This is a genomic window from Pseudomonas sp. 15C (genome assembly GCF_055484735.1).
The window spans coordinates 138495-154764 of sequence record NZ_JBUDGD010000005.1; the positions used below are offsets into that span (position 1 = coordinate 138495).

The window sequence follows — 16270 nt, forward strand, 5'->3', positions numbered from 1 at the left end:
GCAGTCACCTGGAGAAGGATTTCATGCTCAACACCCTGGCGGTGGCCAACTACCGCTCGATCAACAAACTGATGATCCCGCTCGGGCGTCTGAACCTGATCACCGGGCCCAACGGCAGTGGCAAATCCAACCTTTACCGCGCACTGCGCCTGCTGGCGGAAACCGCGCAGGGTGGCGTGGTCAATGCCTTGGCCCGCGAGGGTGGGCTGGATTCGACCTTCTGGGCCGGGCCGGAAACCATCAGCCGACGCATGCGCAACGGTGAAGTGGCGATCGAACCGACGGTGCGTCAGGGCGTGAAGCGATTGCGCCTGGGGTTTGCCGGGGAGGATTTCAGTTATTCGATCAGCCTTGGTCTGCCTGATTCCAATGGCCATTTCATGCTGCCAGAACATTCGCGACCAATTCCCTCGCGTTTCAGCCTCGACCCGCAAATCAAGCGCGAATGCATCTGGGCCGGACCGCTGTATCGCCCGGCGAGCCTGTTGGTGGATCGCGATGGGCCGATGATCCGCGCCCGTAACGAGCGCAAATGGGATGTTCTGGCGCAGCACACGCCGAACTTCGACAGCCTGTTTGACCAGATTGGCAGCCTGCGCAGCTCGCCAGAAGTGTTTCAGATGCGCGAGTTCATTCGCCGCTGGCGCTTCTATGATCATTTTCGCAGCGATGCCGAGGCGCCGGTGCGTCAGCCGCAACTGGGCACCCGCACGCCAGTGCTGCACCACGACGGGCGCGACCTCGCGGCAGCCTTGCAGACCATCATCGAAATCGGCGACCCCGAAGCCTTGCGCGCAGCGATCAGTGATGCCTTCCCCGGTGCGCGGCTGAACATCGCACCGCTGGCTGGTGGACGCTTCGCCATCGAGTTTTATCAAGAAGGCTTGCTACGGCCGTTGTCGGCGGCAGAGCTGTCGGACGGGACCTTGCGTTATCTGCTGCTGGTCGCGGCGCTACTGACGCCGCGACCGCCGTCATTGATGGTGCTCAACGAGCCGGAAACCAGTCTGCACCCGGATCTGCTGCCGGCACTGGCACGACTGATCATTCGCGCCTCGGAGCAGTGTCAGGTGTGGGTGGTGTCGCATGCACGACGGCTGATTTCGGCGTTGCAGGAAGATCCCGAGTGCAATTGCATCGTGTTGGAGAAGACGCTCGGGCAGACCGGGCTGGTTGGCCAGCGGGTGCTGGATGAGCCGGCTTGGAACTGGCCTGATTGAGCGGTGCCAGCGAAAAACCCCCTCACCCTAACCCTCTCCCGGAGGGAGAGGGGACTGACCGAGTTGTTTATGAGAGTTGCGTCTACCTGAAAATCTCGGGTCGAACTCAGGTTTGAAAAGCACAAAGATCGGCTCCCTCTCCCTGGGGAGAGGGCTGGGCGGGCGGCGTTCCGATGAGGGGCAAGCCTCACCGCCGATCCCACAGGCAATCACCCCTGCCACTTGCCTCCCTCGACAATCACACTCTCAGGCCGGGTGTCATCGCTCAGCTCCTTGCGCACATACTGGTCATACAGCTTGAGCAGATATTTCTCCTCGCCCAGTTTCGCCAGCTCGCTGTTCACCCAGTCGCGCAGCTCGGTATTGCCCTTCTTCACCGCCGGCGCAATTGGCGCTTCGGCCCCGAGTTTTTCTTCCAGCACGCGATAGCCCGGATTCTGCTTGGCCCAGCTGAACAGCACCAGATTGTCCTGTGCATAGGCATCGCCGCGACCGTTGGCCAAGGCTTGCAGCGACTCGGAATTCTTCTCGAACTTGAGCAACTTCCAGTCCGGATGAGTCTTGGTCAGCCAGATATCGGCGGTCGTACCGGTAGTGACGATGGTGGTACGAGTCGCCAGATCATCGAGTTTTTTCACCGAGCTGCCCTGCGGCACCAAGGCCTGTACCGCAACCTTGAGATTGGGGTTAGTGAATTCCACCGCTTCCTTGCGCTCCGGTGTCACAGTCATGTTGGCGAGGATCAGGTCGACCTTGTCGCTTTGCAGAAACGGAATACGACTGGCCGGTTCCACCGCGACGAATTCGACCTTGTTTTCATCGCCGAGCAGATCCTTGGCAAAACGCCGGCCGATGTCGGTATCGAAACCGACGTAACGGCCGCTCTCGTCGACAAAGCCGAACGGCGGTTTGTCGGTGAACACGCCAACAATCAGCTTGTCGCGGGCCTTGATCTTTTCCAGATAACCGGCCGGCGCAGCACTCTCGCTGGCGACTTTCGGTTTCGCCGGTTCTTCGGTTTTGCTGCAACCGGCCAGCAAGGCCAGGCTCAACAGGGGCAGTAATAAAACGGCAGTTTTCATAACAGTTCCAGTTCCTTGGTCGGGTTCGTTTTCGGCAGTGTTGCCACGAAGGAGAACTTCTCCAGAAACTGCTGCGCGCGTGCGGTTTGCGGGTTCGTAAAGAAAATCTCGGGCGGGGTCTGTTCGAGGATGCGCCCGGCATCCATGAACACGATGCGGTCGGCCACCGCGCGGGCGAAGGCCATTTCATGGGTGACGATCAGCAGTGTCATGCCTTCGCGTGCCAGGCCCTGAATCACTTGTAGTACCTCCTTGACCATTTCCGGATCAAGCGCCGCGGTGACTTCATCGAATAGCATCACCCGCGGGTTCATGCACAGCGAACGGACGATGGCGATGCGTTGCTGCTGTCCACCGGAGAGCTGACGCGGGAAGGCGTCGCGCTTGTCCGCCAGGCCTACGCGCGCAAGCAAGGCTTCGGCCTGCTGCTGCGCTTCGCCGCGCTGACGTTTTTGCACTTTGAGCGGGCCGAGCAGCAGGTTGTCGAGCACGCTCATGTGCGGAAACAGGTGATAACTCTGAAACACCATGCCGATCTGCTGGCGGATTTCGCGCCAGTCGGTGGCCTTGTCGAGCAACTCGCGCCCGACAAATTTCAGGCTGCCGCTGTGGGCTTGTTCCAGACCGTTGAGGCAGCGCAGCAAGGTACTTTTGCCGCAGCCGCTAGGGCCGAGGATGACGATGACTTCGCCGCTCTGCACGCGCAGATCGATGCCATCGAGCACCTGCTGTTCGCCATAGAATTTGTTGAAGCCATGAAACTCGATCAGTGCGCTCATGCTTGCGTCCAGCGCCGCTCCAGCACGCGCGAGGCGGCCGACAACGGGTAGCAAATGAAAAAGAAAAACAGAAACAGCGCGCCATAGATCAGCACCGATTCGTAGGTGCGCTCGATGATCTGCTGGCCGACCTTGATCACATCGACGACGCCGATCAGCACTGCCAGCGAGCTGGTTTTGATGATCCGCGTGTAGACGTTGATGGTCGGCGGTGTCATGCGCTTGAGCGCTTGCGGCAGCAGCACGTAGCCGTACAGTTGCGAAACGTTGAGACCGATCGACAGCCCTGCCTCACGCTGGCCGCGTGGTAACGAATGCAACGCACCGCGCGCCACTTCGCCGACCTCGCTGGCGCCCCACAGCGACAGCACCAGCACCGCGCACCAGAAGCTCGGCAGGCTCAAACCGAAGAAAATCGGCAGGCCGAAGAACAGCAGGTACAGCCAGACCAGCACCGGAATCGCCCGGAACAGCTCCAGATACACCCGCAAAATCGCGTTGAGCCACGCTACGTTGAGCGTGCGCAGCACCCCGTAGAACACGCCGCCGACCGTGCTGATGGCGATGCTCAGAAACGAGATCGACAGCGTTTGCCCGGCGCCCTTGGCCAATTGCGGCAACGACACCCAAAGCAATTCAAGACCCGAACTGGCCATGCTGGAGCCTCCTTTCCAGACGGCTGAGCAACAGCGACAGCGGCAAAAACAGCAGCACGCAGATCAGCGTCAGCACCGCGAGCATTTCGTAGGTTTTGTAGTAGAGCGCGATGTAGCTCTTGGTGGTGTAGAGGATTTCCGGCACCGCCACTGCCGAGACGATGGTGGTTTCCTTGAGCAGGAAGATGAAATTGGCGAACAGCGACGGCAGGCTGAGAATGCCCGCCTGCGGCAGAATCACGTAGCGCAGCAACTGGCCGTCAGACAGGCCGATCGAACGCCCGGATTCCAGCTGCGCCTGCGGCACGGCATCAACGCCGGCACGCAGCACTTCGGTGAGGTAGGCACCTCCGAGAAAGGTCATGGTGATGATCGCCGCGGTGAAACCGGAGACTTTGATCCCCAGTGCCGGCAAGGCGAAGTAGACGAAGAACAACTGAATCAGCAGCGGCGTGTTGCGCGCCAGCTCTACGTACAGGCCGACCAGTTTGCGCAGGTACGGCGTGTGAAAAACCAGGATCGTCGCGTTGAGCAGCGCCACCAGCAGCGAGGTGCCAATGGTGATCAAACCGACCTGGAGCGTCACGCCGACGGCTTTGAGAAACGTCGGCAGGGTGCTGAGGATAAATGCGTAGTCGAAAGTCATGCCGTGTCCTGACGTCGCTCGGTAAACGACGGTGAAGCAATCCATGGACAGCGGATGGCTGTCCGGCAGGCACTGACTTTATAGGTATAAAAACCAGAATTTAAATACCGTTAAAGCATATGGATATCACTCAAAAAACTATCTTGCCGGTTTGCCGGGAAGGAGTAAGAAGGCTATTTTTCTTTGCGCTGTAGGAAGGATCTTTTTTTCAAGAAAGGCCTCCAAGGACGGACAGCTTTTGGCCAGACTCCCTCGGCCAAATCACAACAAGGAAGATGACATGGACGTAAAAGCACCGCAGCGACTGGATCCGCAGGATATTTTGAAATTGCTGGTGGCGTTGCGCCGGGCGTTGAAGGCGCAAGTGGCCTGAAGATCAAAATCAACAGCACCCTCACCCCAGCCCTCTCCCGGAGGGAGAGGGAGCCGTCCGAAGTGTCTCGCGCTTTACATCGACCTGTGGAATCGGGTCGATTGCAGATTTAACGCAGGTCCTTCAGGTCTGCGGAGATCTGAAGCATCCCCCGATCAGTCCCCTCTCCCTCCGGGAGAGGGTTAGGCGGGCGGCGTTCCGATGAGGGGGCTTTTCAAGGCGAACAAAAAAACGCCGATGACCATCACTGGCCATCGGCGTTTTCAGATCAAATCAACGCTCGGATCAGAACGCCGGCAATACCGCGCCGCTGTACTTCTTCTCGATGAACGCTTTGACTTCCGGGCTGGTCAGCGCCTTGGCCAGTTTCTGGATGGCGTCGCTGTTCTTGTTGTCCTCACGGGCAACGAGGAAGTTCACGTAAGGCGAGTCAGCGCCTTCGATCACCAGCGCATCTTTCTGCGGGTTCAGCTTGGCTTCCAGCGCGTAGTTGGTGTTGATCATGTCCAGATCAACTTCTTTCAGCACGCGCGGCAGCAGGGCCGATTCCAGTTCCTTGAACTTGAAGTTGTGCGGGTTCTTGGCGATGTCTTTCGGCGTTGCCAGAGCGTTTTTCGGATCTTTCAGCTCGATCAGGCCAGCCTTCTGCAGCAGGATCAGCGCACGGCCGCTGTTGCTGCCTTCGTTCGGGATGGCGATGGTCGCGCCATCCGGCAGTTCAGCCAGGGTCTTGTACTTGCTTGAGTAGCCACCGAACGGTTCAACGTGCACGCCTTGCACGGTTACCAGGTACTTGGACTTGTCGTCCTTGTATTTGCCCTGGTTGAAGCTGTTCAGGTACGGCAGGGTCTGGAAGTAGTTGGCGTCCAGACGCTTCTCGCCCACCTGTACGTTCGGCTGCACGTAGTCGGTGAAGACCTTGATCTCCAGATCCACGCCTTCTTTGGCCAGGGTCGGTTTGATCAGCTCGAGGATTTCCGCGTGCGGCACCGGGGTCGCGGCAACCACCAGTTTCTCACCGGCGTTGGCGAAAGAAGCAGTCAAAGCAGCCGCCAATGCGGTAAACAACAGAACCTTTTTCATGCAGTGTCCTTATCGAAAATCACGGTCGTCATCGACGACGGCATTTAATACGTGTGCCAGTGAAGTGATATCGCTGGCGTGAGGCGGACAATACCCGGATTTTTTATTCCCGGACAATAACGTTTATTCAGCTTCATATTCCATTTTGTTCATGTTGAAGAAAATGGCTATAACCCGTCGCTCAAGCGAATCAGCAAATCTTTCAAGGCTTTACGTTCCGCCGTGCTGCCGCCGATGTTGATTTGCGCGACCAGCCGTTCGATCTGCACCTGCGGCCCAGACACCTCGGGCAGGTTCAGGTGCTGCGGCAGAATCTCTTCGCCAGTGCTGACCAGCAGGGCGAAGTGAATGACATTTTCCAGCTCCCGAGTGTTACCCGGCCAGCTGTGCTGTTCGAGCGCATGCTGCGCGGCTTCGCTGATCAAGGGCACCGGAAGATCGAGACGCTGGCTATAGATGCCGAGAAAATACTCGGCCAGCGACAGGATATCGCCGGTTCGCGCCCGCAGTGCCGGCAGTTCGAGCTGGCCCTCGCTGAGATAATGATAGAGCCGCTCGTGGAATTTCCCCGCATCGACGGCTTGGGCCAGATCGATGCTGGTCGCAGCCACCAGCCGCACGTCGACCGGGCTGGGTTGATGAGCGCCGACGCGAGTGACTTCATGATTCTCCAGCGCGGCGAGCAATTTGACCTGGATCGGCAGCGGCAAATCGCCGATTTCGTCGAGGTACAACGTGCCGCCATTGGCCGAACCGAACCAGCCGGCGCGACTGCTGGCCGAACCGCTGTAGCTGCCGGCTGCGTAGCCGAACAATTCGGCGTCGGCGTACGTCGGGCTGATCGCACCGCAGTTCACCGACACGAACAGCCCGCTGCGATCACTGGCGCGATGGATATGCCGCGCAAGCAGCTCCTTACCGGTGCCAGTCTCGCCACGGATCAATACCGAGATCGCGCGTGGCGCCAGTTGCTCCAGTTCTTCACGCAGTTGGCGCGAGCGTGGATCGACGAAGACCAGCGCTTTGGCGCGAATGCTCAGCGGGCTTTTTTCCGCATCGGGAAAGGTCAGCAATGGCTGACCGAAAGTTTCGACACTCATGGCAGGCTCCCGCCCTGAACCGCCTGGCAGACGGGGGCGTTAAAAATGAAAGTCAGGCGCGACGACGGGCGAAATGCTCCAGGCGATTTTGCAGGCGATACAGATAGGCAAAACCCTGTTCCCAGCGCTGATGCCCGGACTTCACGTTGATATGCCCGGCGCCGGCGAGAATCCCCGCTTCCGCGCCCCAGTTGCGCGCCAACTCCAAGGCGCGCGGCGCACTGACCGCAGCGTCGTTATCGGAACTGACGACCTGACTCGGGAACGGCAACAGATCCGCGGGAATCGGCGCGAAGTTGCGCAGTGCCGGTGCGCACGCAGGGCGCTCCACATCGGCAGGCGCGACCAGCAACGCACCGCGCACCTGACGCAGGTATTGCAGCGGCGCGGTCGCTGCCCAATGCGCGACGGTAATGCAACCCAGGCTATGGGCGATGAGGATCACCGGCGTGCTGTCGGCGGCAATCGCTTCGGCGAGCGCCGCGACCCAGTCTTCACGGCGTGGCGTCAGCCAATCGGCCTGCTCCACCCGCGCACTGTTCGGCAGGCTGTTCTGCCAGTGGGTCTGCCAATGATCTTCTGGCGATCCTTGCCAGCCCGGCACAATCAGGTAGCGGATTGATTCATTGCGCATGGGAAGCTCTCCTGCGTCGTGTCTGTTCTCGGTCGAGTATAGGGACGGGAGTTATATTCGTTAAGGAATAAGAAGCTATTTGTTAATATCTTAATTGAATATGAGATGTGCGCATGGCTTTGGATTTTTTCCCCCTCACCCCAGCCCTCTCCCCCAAGGGGCGAGGGGAAAGGGAGCCGATCTTCAAGCTTTTCAATTCCTGAGTTCGACTGAGTTTTGCATATCGGTGTAAAACCACCGGACGACTCGATCAGTCCCCTCTCCCTCTGGGCGGTCCGACGTTTCGGGAGGGCTAGGGTGAGGGGCTCTTCTAAAGTCATACACAAAAAAAGGGCCGCACCCTGCCAAGGAAACGGCCCCGGAAAACTGTTGAATCTGTCACCGCGCAGTAATCACCGACAATTTAGTAATCCCTGCCCGCTCGATCGACGCCATGGCCCGCGCGACTTCGCCATAATTCACGCCGTCATCGGCCTGCAACTGCACACGCACCTCCGGGTCCTTGGCCTTGGCCGCCTTGAGGTTTAACTCCAGCGACTCCGGCTGAATTTCGTCCTTGTTGATAAACAGCTTGCCGACACCGTCGATGCTCACCACCAGCGGATCCTTCTGCTCGACCGGCGCCACCGCTTCGGTCTTTGGCAGGTTGATCGGAATCGCGTTGGTCAGCAGCGGCGCGGTGACGATAAACACCACCAGCAGCACCAGCATCACGTCCACCAGCGGGGTCACGTTGATCTCGCTGAGCACCTCATCCGTGTCTTGCGTGGAGAAAGCCATATCAGGAGGCCTCCTTCACTTTTGGCGAATTCCCCGGCGCAGAAGCTTTGTGTGCAGTCGGGTGAATCAACACGCGAAACGCGGTCTTCTGCGCCAGGCTGTAGAAGTCGTGGGCGAAGTCGTCCAGGTCCGCCGCGGTCAATTTCAAACGGCGCAAAAAGTAGTTGTAAACCAGCACCGCCGGTACCGCGACGGCGATGCCCACACCGGTCGCGACCAATGCAGCACCGATCGGTCCGGCCACGGTTTCCAGGCTCGCCGAACCCGCCGCGCTGATGCCCTTCAACGCTTCCATGATTCCCCACACCGTGCCGAACAATCCTATGAACGGCGAAGTGCTGCCAATACTCGCGACCACTGCCAGACCGGTTTCCAGCGAACGCCGCTCACGGACGATTTGCTGGCGCAAGGCACGCTCCAGACGATCCTGATGGTTGATCGCCTGGCTCAGGTCATTGGCCTGTGACGTCTCACCAACCTGAATCGCCGCGTAGCCCGCCTGCGCCACACGCGCCGCAGCGCCGGGCTGGGTTTCGCTCAACTCGGCGGCCGCATCAAGACTTGACGCCGCCCAAAAGCGTTTATAAAAACGGCGGTCCTGCGCCTTTAAACGGCCGAACTGCAACGCCTTGAGCAGTGCCAGCCCCCAGGTGGCGACGGAAAAAGCCACCAGCAGCCAGATCACCGCGCTTTCGATGGATTCCAGTGGAGAAGCCAGTAACGTCATGATGTATTCCCTCGTGTAAACGTTTCGCGCGAATTTGATTGCGGTTTAGTGAATCTTGAAATCGATGGGCACGCTGACCCAGCCGTCCTGGGCGACATCGCCCTGCATGGCCGGGACGAAACTCCAGCGTTTCACGGCGTTGAGCGCCGCATCGTCGAGCTGCTGGCGGCCGCTGCTTTTCTGAATCTGAATCTCGCCCGGTTTGCCACTGGCCAACACCTGCACGCGCAGCAACACCGTGCCTTCCCAACCGCGACGCTGCGCCAAGGACGGATATTCCGGCGCCGGGTTTTTCAGGTAAGCGGCGCTGGCCGAGGCCGGTGTGACCGGGGCTGGCGCGGGTGGCGCAGCTGGCGCTGGCGCAGCGACCGGGGCGGCCGGCTTGGGCGGCGCTGGCGGTTGCTCGACGGCTTTAGGCGTCGGTTTGAGTGGCTGCTTGACCACCGGCTTGGGTTTCGGCACGGGCTTGGGCGGTGGCGGCTTTACCGCCAGCTCGTCTTCCACCGGTGGCGGTGGCTCGACCACCGGCGCAGGAGGCGGCGGTGCCACAACCGGCGGCGCGGGCGGTGCCGGGCGTGAGAACTCGATGGTCATCGGTGGAATTTCCGGCGGCACGATTGGCAGCGCGGGGGTCGGATGCTGATTGATCCAGTAGATCACCGCGCCATGCACCACCAACGCCAGCACCGCGAGCAAAACGGTTTCGCGGCGACTCAGAATGCCCCTGGGCGAACGCTGCAAACGCAGTTGCCCCAACGGCACACGGTGCGGCCGGCCGAGGTCGATCAGTTCGCCACTCGGCGTTTGCCGCCACAGCAATTCCCCTGCGCTGGCGGCGGTCTGGACACTGCCCATTGTTTGACTCCCTGCGGTCTTTTTACGGTTCTTGCACAACGGCTGAACAACCGCTTGTTGAATCCCCACCGGCTGCCCCTTGGGAGAATCATTGGTGTTGTCGCTTATCTCCGAAAGTAATCTTTAATGTTATGTATAGGACTTTATGGAATATGGAAAACGATCAATTCCACCAAAGCCTTGCGCCACGCGGGCTGCAGCGAGACGCAAAAAAACGCATGCTTTGCCGGCATTGAAAGTATTCGTTCAGCGCATCGGATTCAGCTGACCCGGTTTCAAAGGACAGGCTCAAAACAGCGTTGTTAGTTTAAAAATTATTTTCATCGAGCAACAAAAAAGGCCGATACACTTTCGCGTACCGGCCTTTTGTTTGATCAGCTGTTATTGTTTGATGAATTCTCCCGCCAGACCTACCACATCACCGTCAAAGTTGGTGCGCGCGCCAACCGCGCGAACTTTTGAATAATTGTGATCTGGCGAAAACAATGTCCATGCCTGATAACCCGAGCCCTCGTTCAAAGCTGCGAAGGTGATGACCGTAGGCTGCCCCGTGCTGTTCTGGAAATGGTAATGGCCATACGCGATGTCGTAGTTCACGCCGTTCTGGCTGAATTTCCCGCTGAATGTGCCGTTGGAATCGTTGCCATCGGTAATTGTCAGCCTGGCGCCCGCGTTGGCGTTTACATAATTGCCATTGATGCTCGACATGATGCGATTTCCTTTATCGTTTAAATGGGTATCTTCCGTTGAGAGCAAGTTTCTTTCCTGGAAACTCGCGACACAGATCATGGTTCGACATCGATTGATTGTCCACGGGAGCAACTAACTGAATCGGCATAAACACTATTCAAGAGACGTCTAAGTTATTGCGAAATAACTGTACGCCTATTCCGATTGGTTACGATTAAAAATCATAACGCCCAGTCACCCCAAGCGTACGCGGCGTGCCGTGCAGCCCCTCATAACCGCCATTGCCGCCCGTCCACAGCGTCGTGTAATAGGTTTTGTCGAAGGCGTTTTTCAGCCACAACGAAACATCCCACTGGCCTTGGTTGAAGTCGCCACGCAAGCCTGTGGAAAAGTTGACCACGGCGTAGCTGGGAATCTGCCCGTAGTCGGAATCCTCAACCGTACCCACGGCTTTGGAGCGGAATGCATAGCTGCCGGTGACGTAGGGTTCGAAGCCGTTATCCAGATTCCATTTGTATTCGCCGTTGGCGTTGCCGATCCATTTCGATGCGCCGACCACTTGATGGCCGCTGAGATCGCAAGAGGCTGGCGCACCCGGCGCCTGGCTGACTTCCGGCGGGCATGGCGCATCTTTGTAGGAGAGGTAGCTGACGTCGTTGTACGAGCCGTTGAAGTTCAGCGTCAGGCCACGCAGCGGCACCACGGTGGTTTCAAATTCGATGCCGCGCGAGCGCACGGAACCGGCGTTGGTCAGGTATTGCACGCGGTTGTCGGCGTCATAGGCATTGGTCTGGTAGGCGTTGACCTGGGTCCAGAACACGTTGGCGTTGAGCTGCAAACGGTGATCCCACAAAGTGCTTTTGAAACCGAGTTCGGCGTTGTTCGCCCGTTCGGTGCCGATCAACAACGAGTCGGCACCCGCAGTTGGCGCGGAGCCGACTGCGAGATTGACGCCGCCGGACTTTTCGCCGTGGGACAACGTCGCGTAGCCAAGCACGTCATCGGTGATGCGATAGCTGAGATTGAGCAGCCCCGAAGGACTCGAGCTGTACTGATTCAAGTCACCGGAATCGTAGGCGCCGGCGCGGCCGCGACGCGCATTGGCTGCCGCGCCGGCCACGGCCGCACCGCCAACCGGGGCATCGCGGCTGACCCAGGCATTTTTCTCTTCGTAGGTGCCACGCACCCCGGCGGTGAAATCCAGACGCTCGGTGAGGTGCCAGGTGCCTTGGGCAAACAGGGCAAAACTGTCGGTCTTGATGTGGCCTTTGCCGACGCTGGTGACATTGGCCAGCGCCCCCGCCGGCGTGCCATTCCAGATATCCGCCTGCGGGCCGTAATAGGCGAAGGATTTGTTGTCCAGATCAGAACCGAAATAGTAGGCACCGATCACGTAGTCAAAGAACTCACCCTTGGGCGAGGCCAGGCGAAATTCCTGCGAATACTGTTTGTCTTCCACCGACACTCCGGCGTTGTAACTGGCCGGCACGTTGAGGCCGTCGTCGTTGCGCGGGGTGAAGTTCCAGAAGCGATACGAGCTGACCGACGTCAGGGTGAAATCACTTGGCAAGGTCCAGTTGGCTTCTACCGAAGTACCGCCCTGATGCACGGTGACGTGCTGATCGTTATCCAGATTGACCTTGCGATGTGTGCCGTTGACCAGCGCCGCGCCGGCCGCGTTGGCCCGCGACTGATAGAGGTTGACGCCGTTGATGGTCGGACCGGTGTTGTACAACACGCGGGTGCCGGCGCTGGAATCCTCTTCGTTGTAGTCACCGATCCAGCGCAGGTTGAAATTTTCATTGGGCTTGAACAGCAGTTGCGCGCGGAAGCCCTCACGCGAGCCGCCATTCAGATCATGGCCGTCGTACTCATTCTTGATGTCGCCGTCGCTGCGCGTGCGATACGCGGAAAAACGCCCCGCGAGTTGATCATTCAGCGGCCCGGAAATGGTGCCCTTGGTCTGGAAATAACCGTCCTCGCCGACCGAGGTTTCGATGCTGCGCTCAGGGGTAAAGGTCGGCGCACGGGTGCTGATATTGATCACCCCGGCGGTGGTGTTTTTACCGAACAGCGTGCCCTGCGGCCCGCGCAAGACTTCGAGCTGTTCGATGTCCATCAAGTCGAACACCGCCATTCCCGGGCGGCCCAGATAAACGTTGTCGATGTACAGGCCGACGCTGCCCTCCAGACCGTCGCTGGCCGGGTTGTTACCGAGGCCGCGTATCGACACGCTGGACTGCCGCGCGTGCATATAGGCGACGTTGACGCTGGGCACCAGTTGCTGCAGATCCTGAATCCGGTACACCCGTTGCGTTTCCAGATTCTGCCCGCTGACCACGCTCATCGGCGTCGGTACGTCTTGCGAACTTTCCTCGCGACGGCGGGTGGTCACGGTCACGGTTTCCAGCTGCGAACTGCTGGCCGAAGCTTTGCCTGCGGGGACTGGCGTCGGGGTTTCGGCTTCGGCGGCATAGCCGTGAGTCCAGCTCGCGCTGCCGGCGAGAAACAGGGCCAGGGGCAGGCGTTTGAGCTGTCGAGGTGATTGGGTTGAAGCGTGTTTCAACGGACTCATGGCGCGGCTCCTGGTCAAAAAACACACAGGCTTCATCAGCGCTGCATATTCCTTTGAGTTATTTATTTATGGATTTACAAATATTTACTGCATAAGAGATTGCCTTTATAAGGAGTCGACCTAATGCATATCCAATGCATTTCCCGGATATTTTTCATGTGAAAAATGCATATCGATCTGCGCCAACTTCGTCACTTCATCGCCCTGGCTGAACAACGCAGCTTCGTAGCTGGCGCGCAGGCGGTGAACCTGTCGCAGTCGGCGTTCAGCCGCAGCATTCAAGCGCTGGAACACAGTGTCGGCTGTCAGTTGGTCGATCGCGGGCGCAAGGAATTGCCGCCGACCAAACAGGGTCAGGTACTGCTCGAACACGCGCGGCGGCTGGTCAGTGGCGCGCAGCAGATGGCGAACGAGATCAGCCAGTTCAACGGCCTTGAAGCTGGGGAATTACGCTTCGGTTGCGGGCCGGCGCCAGCGGCGGGACTGATTCCACGGGCGATTGGCGCCTTCATCGGACGCTACCCGAAAGCGCGGGTGCATTTTCAGGTGGACGACTGGCAGAGCCTGAGCAAGCGACTGTTGAGCGAGGAGTTCGAGTTCTTCGTCGCCGACACCCGGCAGTTCGAAGCGGACCCGGACTACCTGACCCATCGGTTGCGCGCACGCAAATGGCATTTCTGCTGTCGCGCCGGGCATCCGCTGGCGGCGTTTGAACGGATCAGCGCCGAGCAGTTGATGAGTTATCCACTGGCGGTGAGCATTCGCCCGCCGAACCTGCGCAAGGTCATTGTCGACCTCAGCGGCCGGCCGGATTTCACCCCGAGCGTCGAATGTGAGAACAGTGCAAGCCTGCTCAGCGTGGTGCTGCGTTCGGATGCGATCGGAATTGTCGGGGCCTATTCCGACGCGTTGCATCTGGCCAAGGGTGAGCTGGTGTGCCTGAAGATCGAAGGTTTGGCTGACGATCTTGAGGAGTTGTATACCCGCTACGGAATTGTCAGCCGCGCCGGGTATCGGTTATCGCCGCTGGCCGAAGCGATGATCGAGCAGATCAAAGTGATCGATCAGCAGGATGAAGAAGTCTGTTCACTGGAGAATCTTGCGGTCTGATTTACCGCCATCGCTAACAAGCCAGCTCCCACAGGATTCGCGCCGAGCACAATTCATGTGGACACCCCCAATACCTGTGGGAGCTGGCTTGCCAGCGATGGCGTCAGTGCAGGCACCGATGCATCCGCTGCATGAAACCCATTCCCCAAACGCACTTGCCGAACACCCCCACCGACAGCGAAAACCGTCACCTGTCCCACTGCCCGGTGAACCCCATGCCCACCCCGCCCAACCCCGTGCGCAACGTGCTGTACATCATGTGCGACCAGCTGCGCCGCGATTACCTGTCCTGCTACGGCCATCCGCATCTGCACACGCCGAACATCGATCGCCTCGCTGCGGCCGGCGTACGGTTCAGCCGCGCTTACACCCAGGGCACGATTTGCGGTCCTTCGAGAATGTCGGCCTACACCGGGCGCTATGTCAGCAGCCATCAGGCGGCATGGAACGCGGTGCCGCTGCCGCTGGAGGAATTGACCATCGGCGATTACCTGCGCCCGCACGGCATTCGTACCGCTCTGGTCGGCAAGACTCACGCAACGGCAAACATCGATGCCTTGCAGCGCCTGGCAATCAACCCTGACAGCCAACAGGCCGAGATCCTCAACGAAGTCGGCTTCGAACCTTACATGCGCCATGACGGTATCTATCCCGACGACCCGCTGTTCGATGACAAGCGCGAATCCGCGCCTTATACCCATTACCTGCGCGAACACGGTTTCGACGGCCGTAATCCCTGGCATGACTGGGCCAACGCTGCCGAAGGCGCGAACGGCGAGATCCTCAGTGGCTGGAAAATGCGTCATGCGAATCTGCCAGCACGAATTCCCGAGCAACACTCAGAGACTGTCTACACTACCAATCGAGCCATCGACTTCATCACCGAGCAAGGCGAGAAATCGTGGTGTTTACACCTCTCGTACATCAAACCGCACTGGCCCTACATCGTACCTGAGCCATACCACGCCTTGTACAGTACGAAATCGATTCTCGAACCGATCCGCGCAACGCCCTCCGAAGCCAGCGAACACCCCGTATACACGGCCTTTCGCCAACATCAGGAAAGTCTCAACTTCTCCCGGGACTCAGTACGATTGACTGTAATCCCTACCTACATGGGCCTGATCAAACAGGTGGATGACCAACTCGGAAGGTTGTTCGATTTTCTGCAGAACAATGGCCGCTGGGACGACACGCTGATTGTGTTCACCAGCGATCACGGCGACTTTCTCGGCGATCACTGGCTGGGCGAGAAGGAGTTTTTGCTCGAACAAGCGGTCGGCGTGCCGCTGATCGTGCGCGACCCGCGCTCGGCGGCGGATGTCACCCGCGGTAAGGTTGATGAGCGACTCGTGGAAACCATCGATGCACTGCCGACATTTCTTGCGGCGCTGGGATTGCCGGGCGCCGAGCATCGGCTTGAAGGGCGCTCGCTGATTCCCCTTCTGCACGGTGAGAATCCCGATTGGCGCCGCTATGCAATCAGCGAATACGACTACGCCTTCCAGGCGCCGGCGCGCGAGCGTTTGGGCCAGCCGATCGACCGTTGCCGCATGACCATGGTGCAGCGAGCGCTGGAAATACCTGGCGTACGATGGCTTCCGGCCACAGTTGTTTGATCTGCTGAATGACCCGCATGAACTGTGCGACCTGGGTGATGACCCGGCGTACGCGGCCGTGCACGATGAGCATGCGGGGTATTTGTTCGAATGGCTGCGCGGGTTGAAGCGGCGCACGACGATCAGCCATCAGGAGGTTGATTTGCGCGGACAGCGGTTTCGTTATGGAGAGCCGGAGATAGAGAAGATTGTGCAGATTGGGGTCTGGTAGCGGAAAAGCCCCTCACCCTAGCCCTCTCCCGGTGTATGTACCGGACACATGGTAGACACATGTTCGGAGACATGGTGGACACTTTTAAATAGACACATTGCTCATCGCGAAGGAGATGGCCTGTGTCTTG

Annotated in this window: 14 protein-coding genes and 1 pseudogene; 3 read left to right on the forward strand and 12 right to left on the reverse strand. The window is 59.1% G+C overall.

Annotation, left to right across the window (positions count from 1 at the left end; translation table 11 throughout):
• Positions 1–23 precede the first annotated feature (23 nt).
• Positions 24–1220, forward strand: a complete 1197-nt coding sequence (locus ACYYKW_RS05295; protein ID WP_464989586.1) for an AAA family ATPase — start codon at positions 24–26, stop codon at positions 1218–1220.
• 209 nt (positions 1221–1429) lie between these two features.
• Here the strand turns inward: ACYYKW_RS05295 and ACYYKW_RS05300 are convergent, their stop codons facing one another.
• From ACYYKW_RS05300 to ACYYKW_RS05355, 12 genes are all read right to left on the reverse strand, one after another.
• Entirely contained in the window at positions 1430–2302 is an 873-nt protein-coding gene (locus tag ACYYKW_RS05300) for a transporter substrate-binding domain-containing protein (RefSeq protein ID WP_093106316.1), read from the reverse strand.
• Complete coding sequence (locus ACYYKW_RS05305; RefSeq protein WP_464989587.1) at positions 2299–3081, reverse strand: amino acid ABC transporter ATP-binding protein; 783 nt, start codon at positions 3079–3081, stop codon at positions 2299–2301. The genes ACYYKW_RS05300 and ACYYKW_RS05305 overlap by 4 nt, the downstream gene beginning before the upstream one ends.
• Entirely contained in the window at positions 3078–3737 is a 660-nt protein-coding gene (locus ACYYKW_RS05310) for an amino acid ABC transporter permease (protein WP_336356208.1), read from the reverse strand. The genes ACYYKW_RS05305 and ACYYKW_RS05310 overlap by 4 nt, the downstream gene beginning before the upstream one ends.
• A complete protein-coding gene (locus tag ACYYKW_RS05315) occupies positions 3718–4383 on the reverse strand; it encodes an amino acid ABC transporter permease (protein ID WP_464989588.1) in 666 nt (221 codons plus the stop codon). The genes ACYYKW_RS05310 and ACYYKW_RS05315 overlap by 20 nt, the downstream gene beginning before the upstream one ends.
• Before the next feature lie 658 nt (positions 4384–5041).
• Positions 5042–5839, reverse strand: a complete 798-nt coding sequence (locus ACYYKW_RS05320) for a MetQ/NlpA family ABC transporter substrate-binding protein (protein WP_016772222.1) — start codon at positions 5837–5839, stop codon at positions 5042–5044.
• A gap of 167 nt (positions 5840–6006) precedes the next feature.
• A complete protein-coding gene (locus ACYYKW_RS05325; protein ID WP_464989589.1) occupies positions 6007–6939 on the reverse strand; it encodes a sigma 54-interacting transcriptional regulator in 933 nt (310 codons plus the stop codon).
• 52 nt (positions 6940–6991) lie between these two features.
• Positions 6992–7573 (reverse strand): alpha/beta hydrolase, encoded by a 582-nt coding sequence (locus ACYYKW_RS05330; protein WP_336356205.1) that lies wholly within the window; start codon positions 7571–7573, stop codon positions 6992–6994.
• A gap of 378 nt (positions 7574–7951) precedes the next feature.
• Positions 7952–8353, reverse strand: coding sequence for an ExbD/TolR family protein (locus tag ACYYKW_RS05335; RefSeq protein ID WP_093095839.1), 402 nt, complete (start codon positions 8351–8353; stop codon positions 7952–7954).
• A 1-nt stretch (position 8354) separates the two neighbouring features.
• The gene (locus ACYYKW_RS05340) at positions 8355–9080 is read right to left on the reverse strand and encodes a MotA/TolQ/ExbB proton channel family protein (protein WP_464989590.1); all 726 of its coding nucleotides are present in this window, start codon (positions 9078–9080) and stop codon (positions 8355–8357) included.
• Between the two features lie 45 nt (positions 9081–9125).
• Positions 9126–9935, reverse strand: coding sequence for an energy transducer TonB (locus ACYYKW_RS05345; RefSeq protein ID WP_093095846.1), 810 nt, complete (start codon positions 9933–9935; stop codon positions 9126–9128).
• Between the two features lie 381 nt (positions 9936–10316).
• On the reverse strand, positions 10317–10643 hold the full coding sequence (locus tag ACYYKW_RS05350) for a hypothetical protein (protein WP_464989591.1): 327 nt from the start codon (positions 10641–10643) through the stop codon (positions 10317–10319).
• Positions 10644–10839: 196 nt separating this feature from the next.
• Entirely contained in the window at positions 10840–13200 is a 2361-nt protein-coding gene (locus ACYYKW_RS05355) for a TonB-dependent receptor (protein WP_464989592.1), read from the reverse strand.
• 165 nt (positions 13201–13365) lie between these two features.
• On the opposite strand from ACYYKW_RS05355, the gene ACYYKW_RS05360 reads away from it, so the two are divergent.
• Positions 13366–14310, forward strand: a complete 945-nt coding sequence (locus ACYYKW_RS05360; RefSeq protein ID WP_464989593.1) for a LysR family transcriptional regulator — start codon at positions 13366–13368, stop codon at positions 14308–14310.
• A gap of 215 nt (positions 14311–14525) precedes the next feature.
• Positions 14526–16140 (forward strand): annotated as a pseudogene (locus ACYYKW_RS05365) (alkaline phosphatase family protein).
• Positions 16141–16270 lie beyond the last annotated feature (130 nt).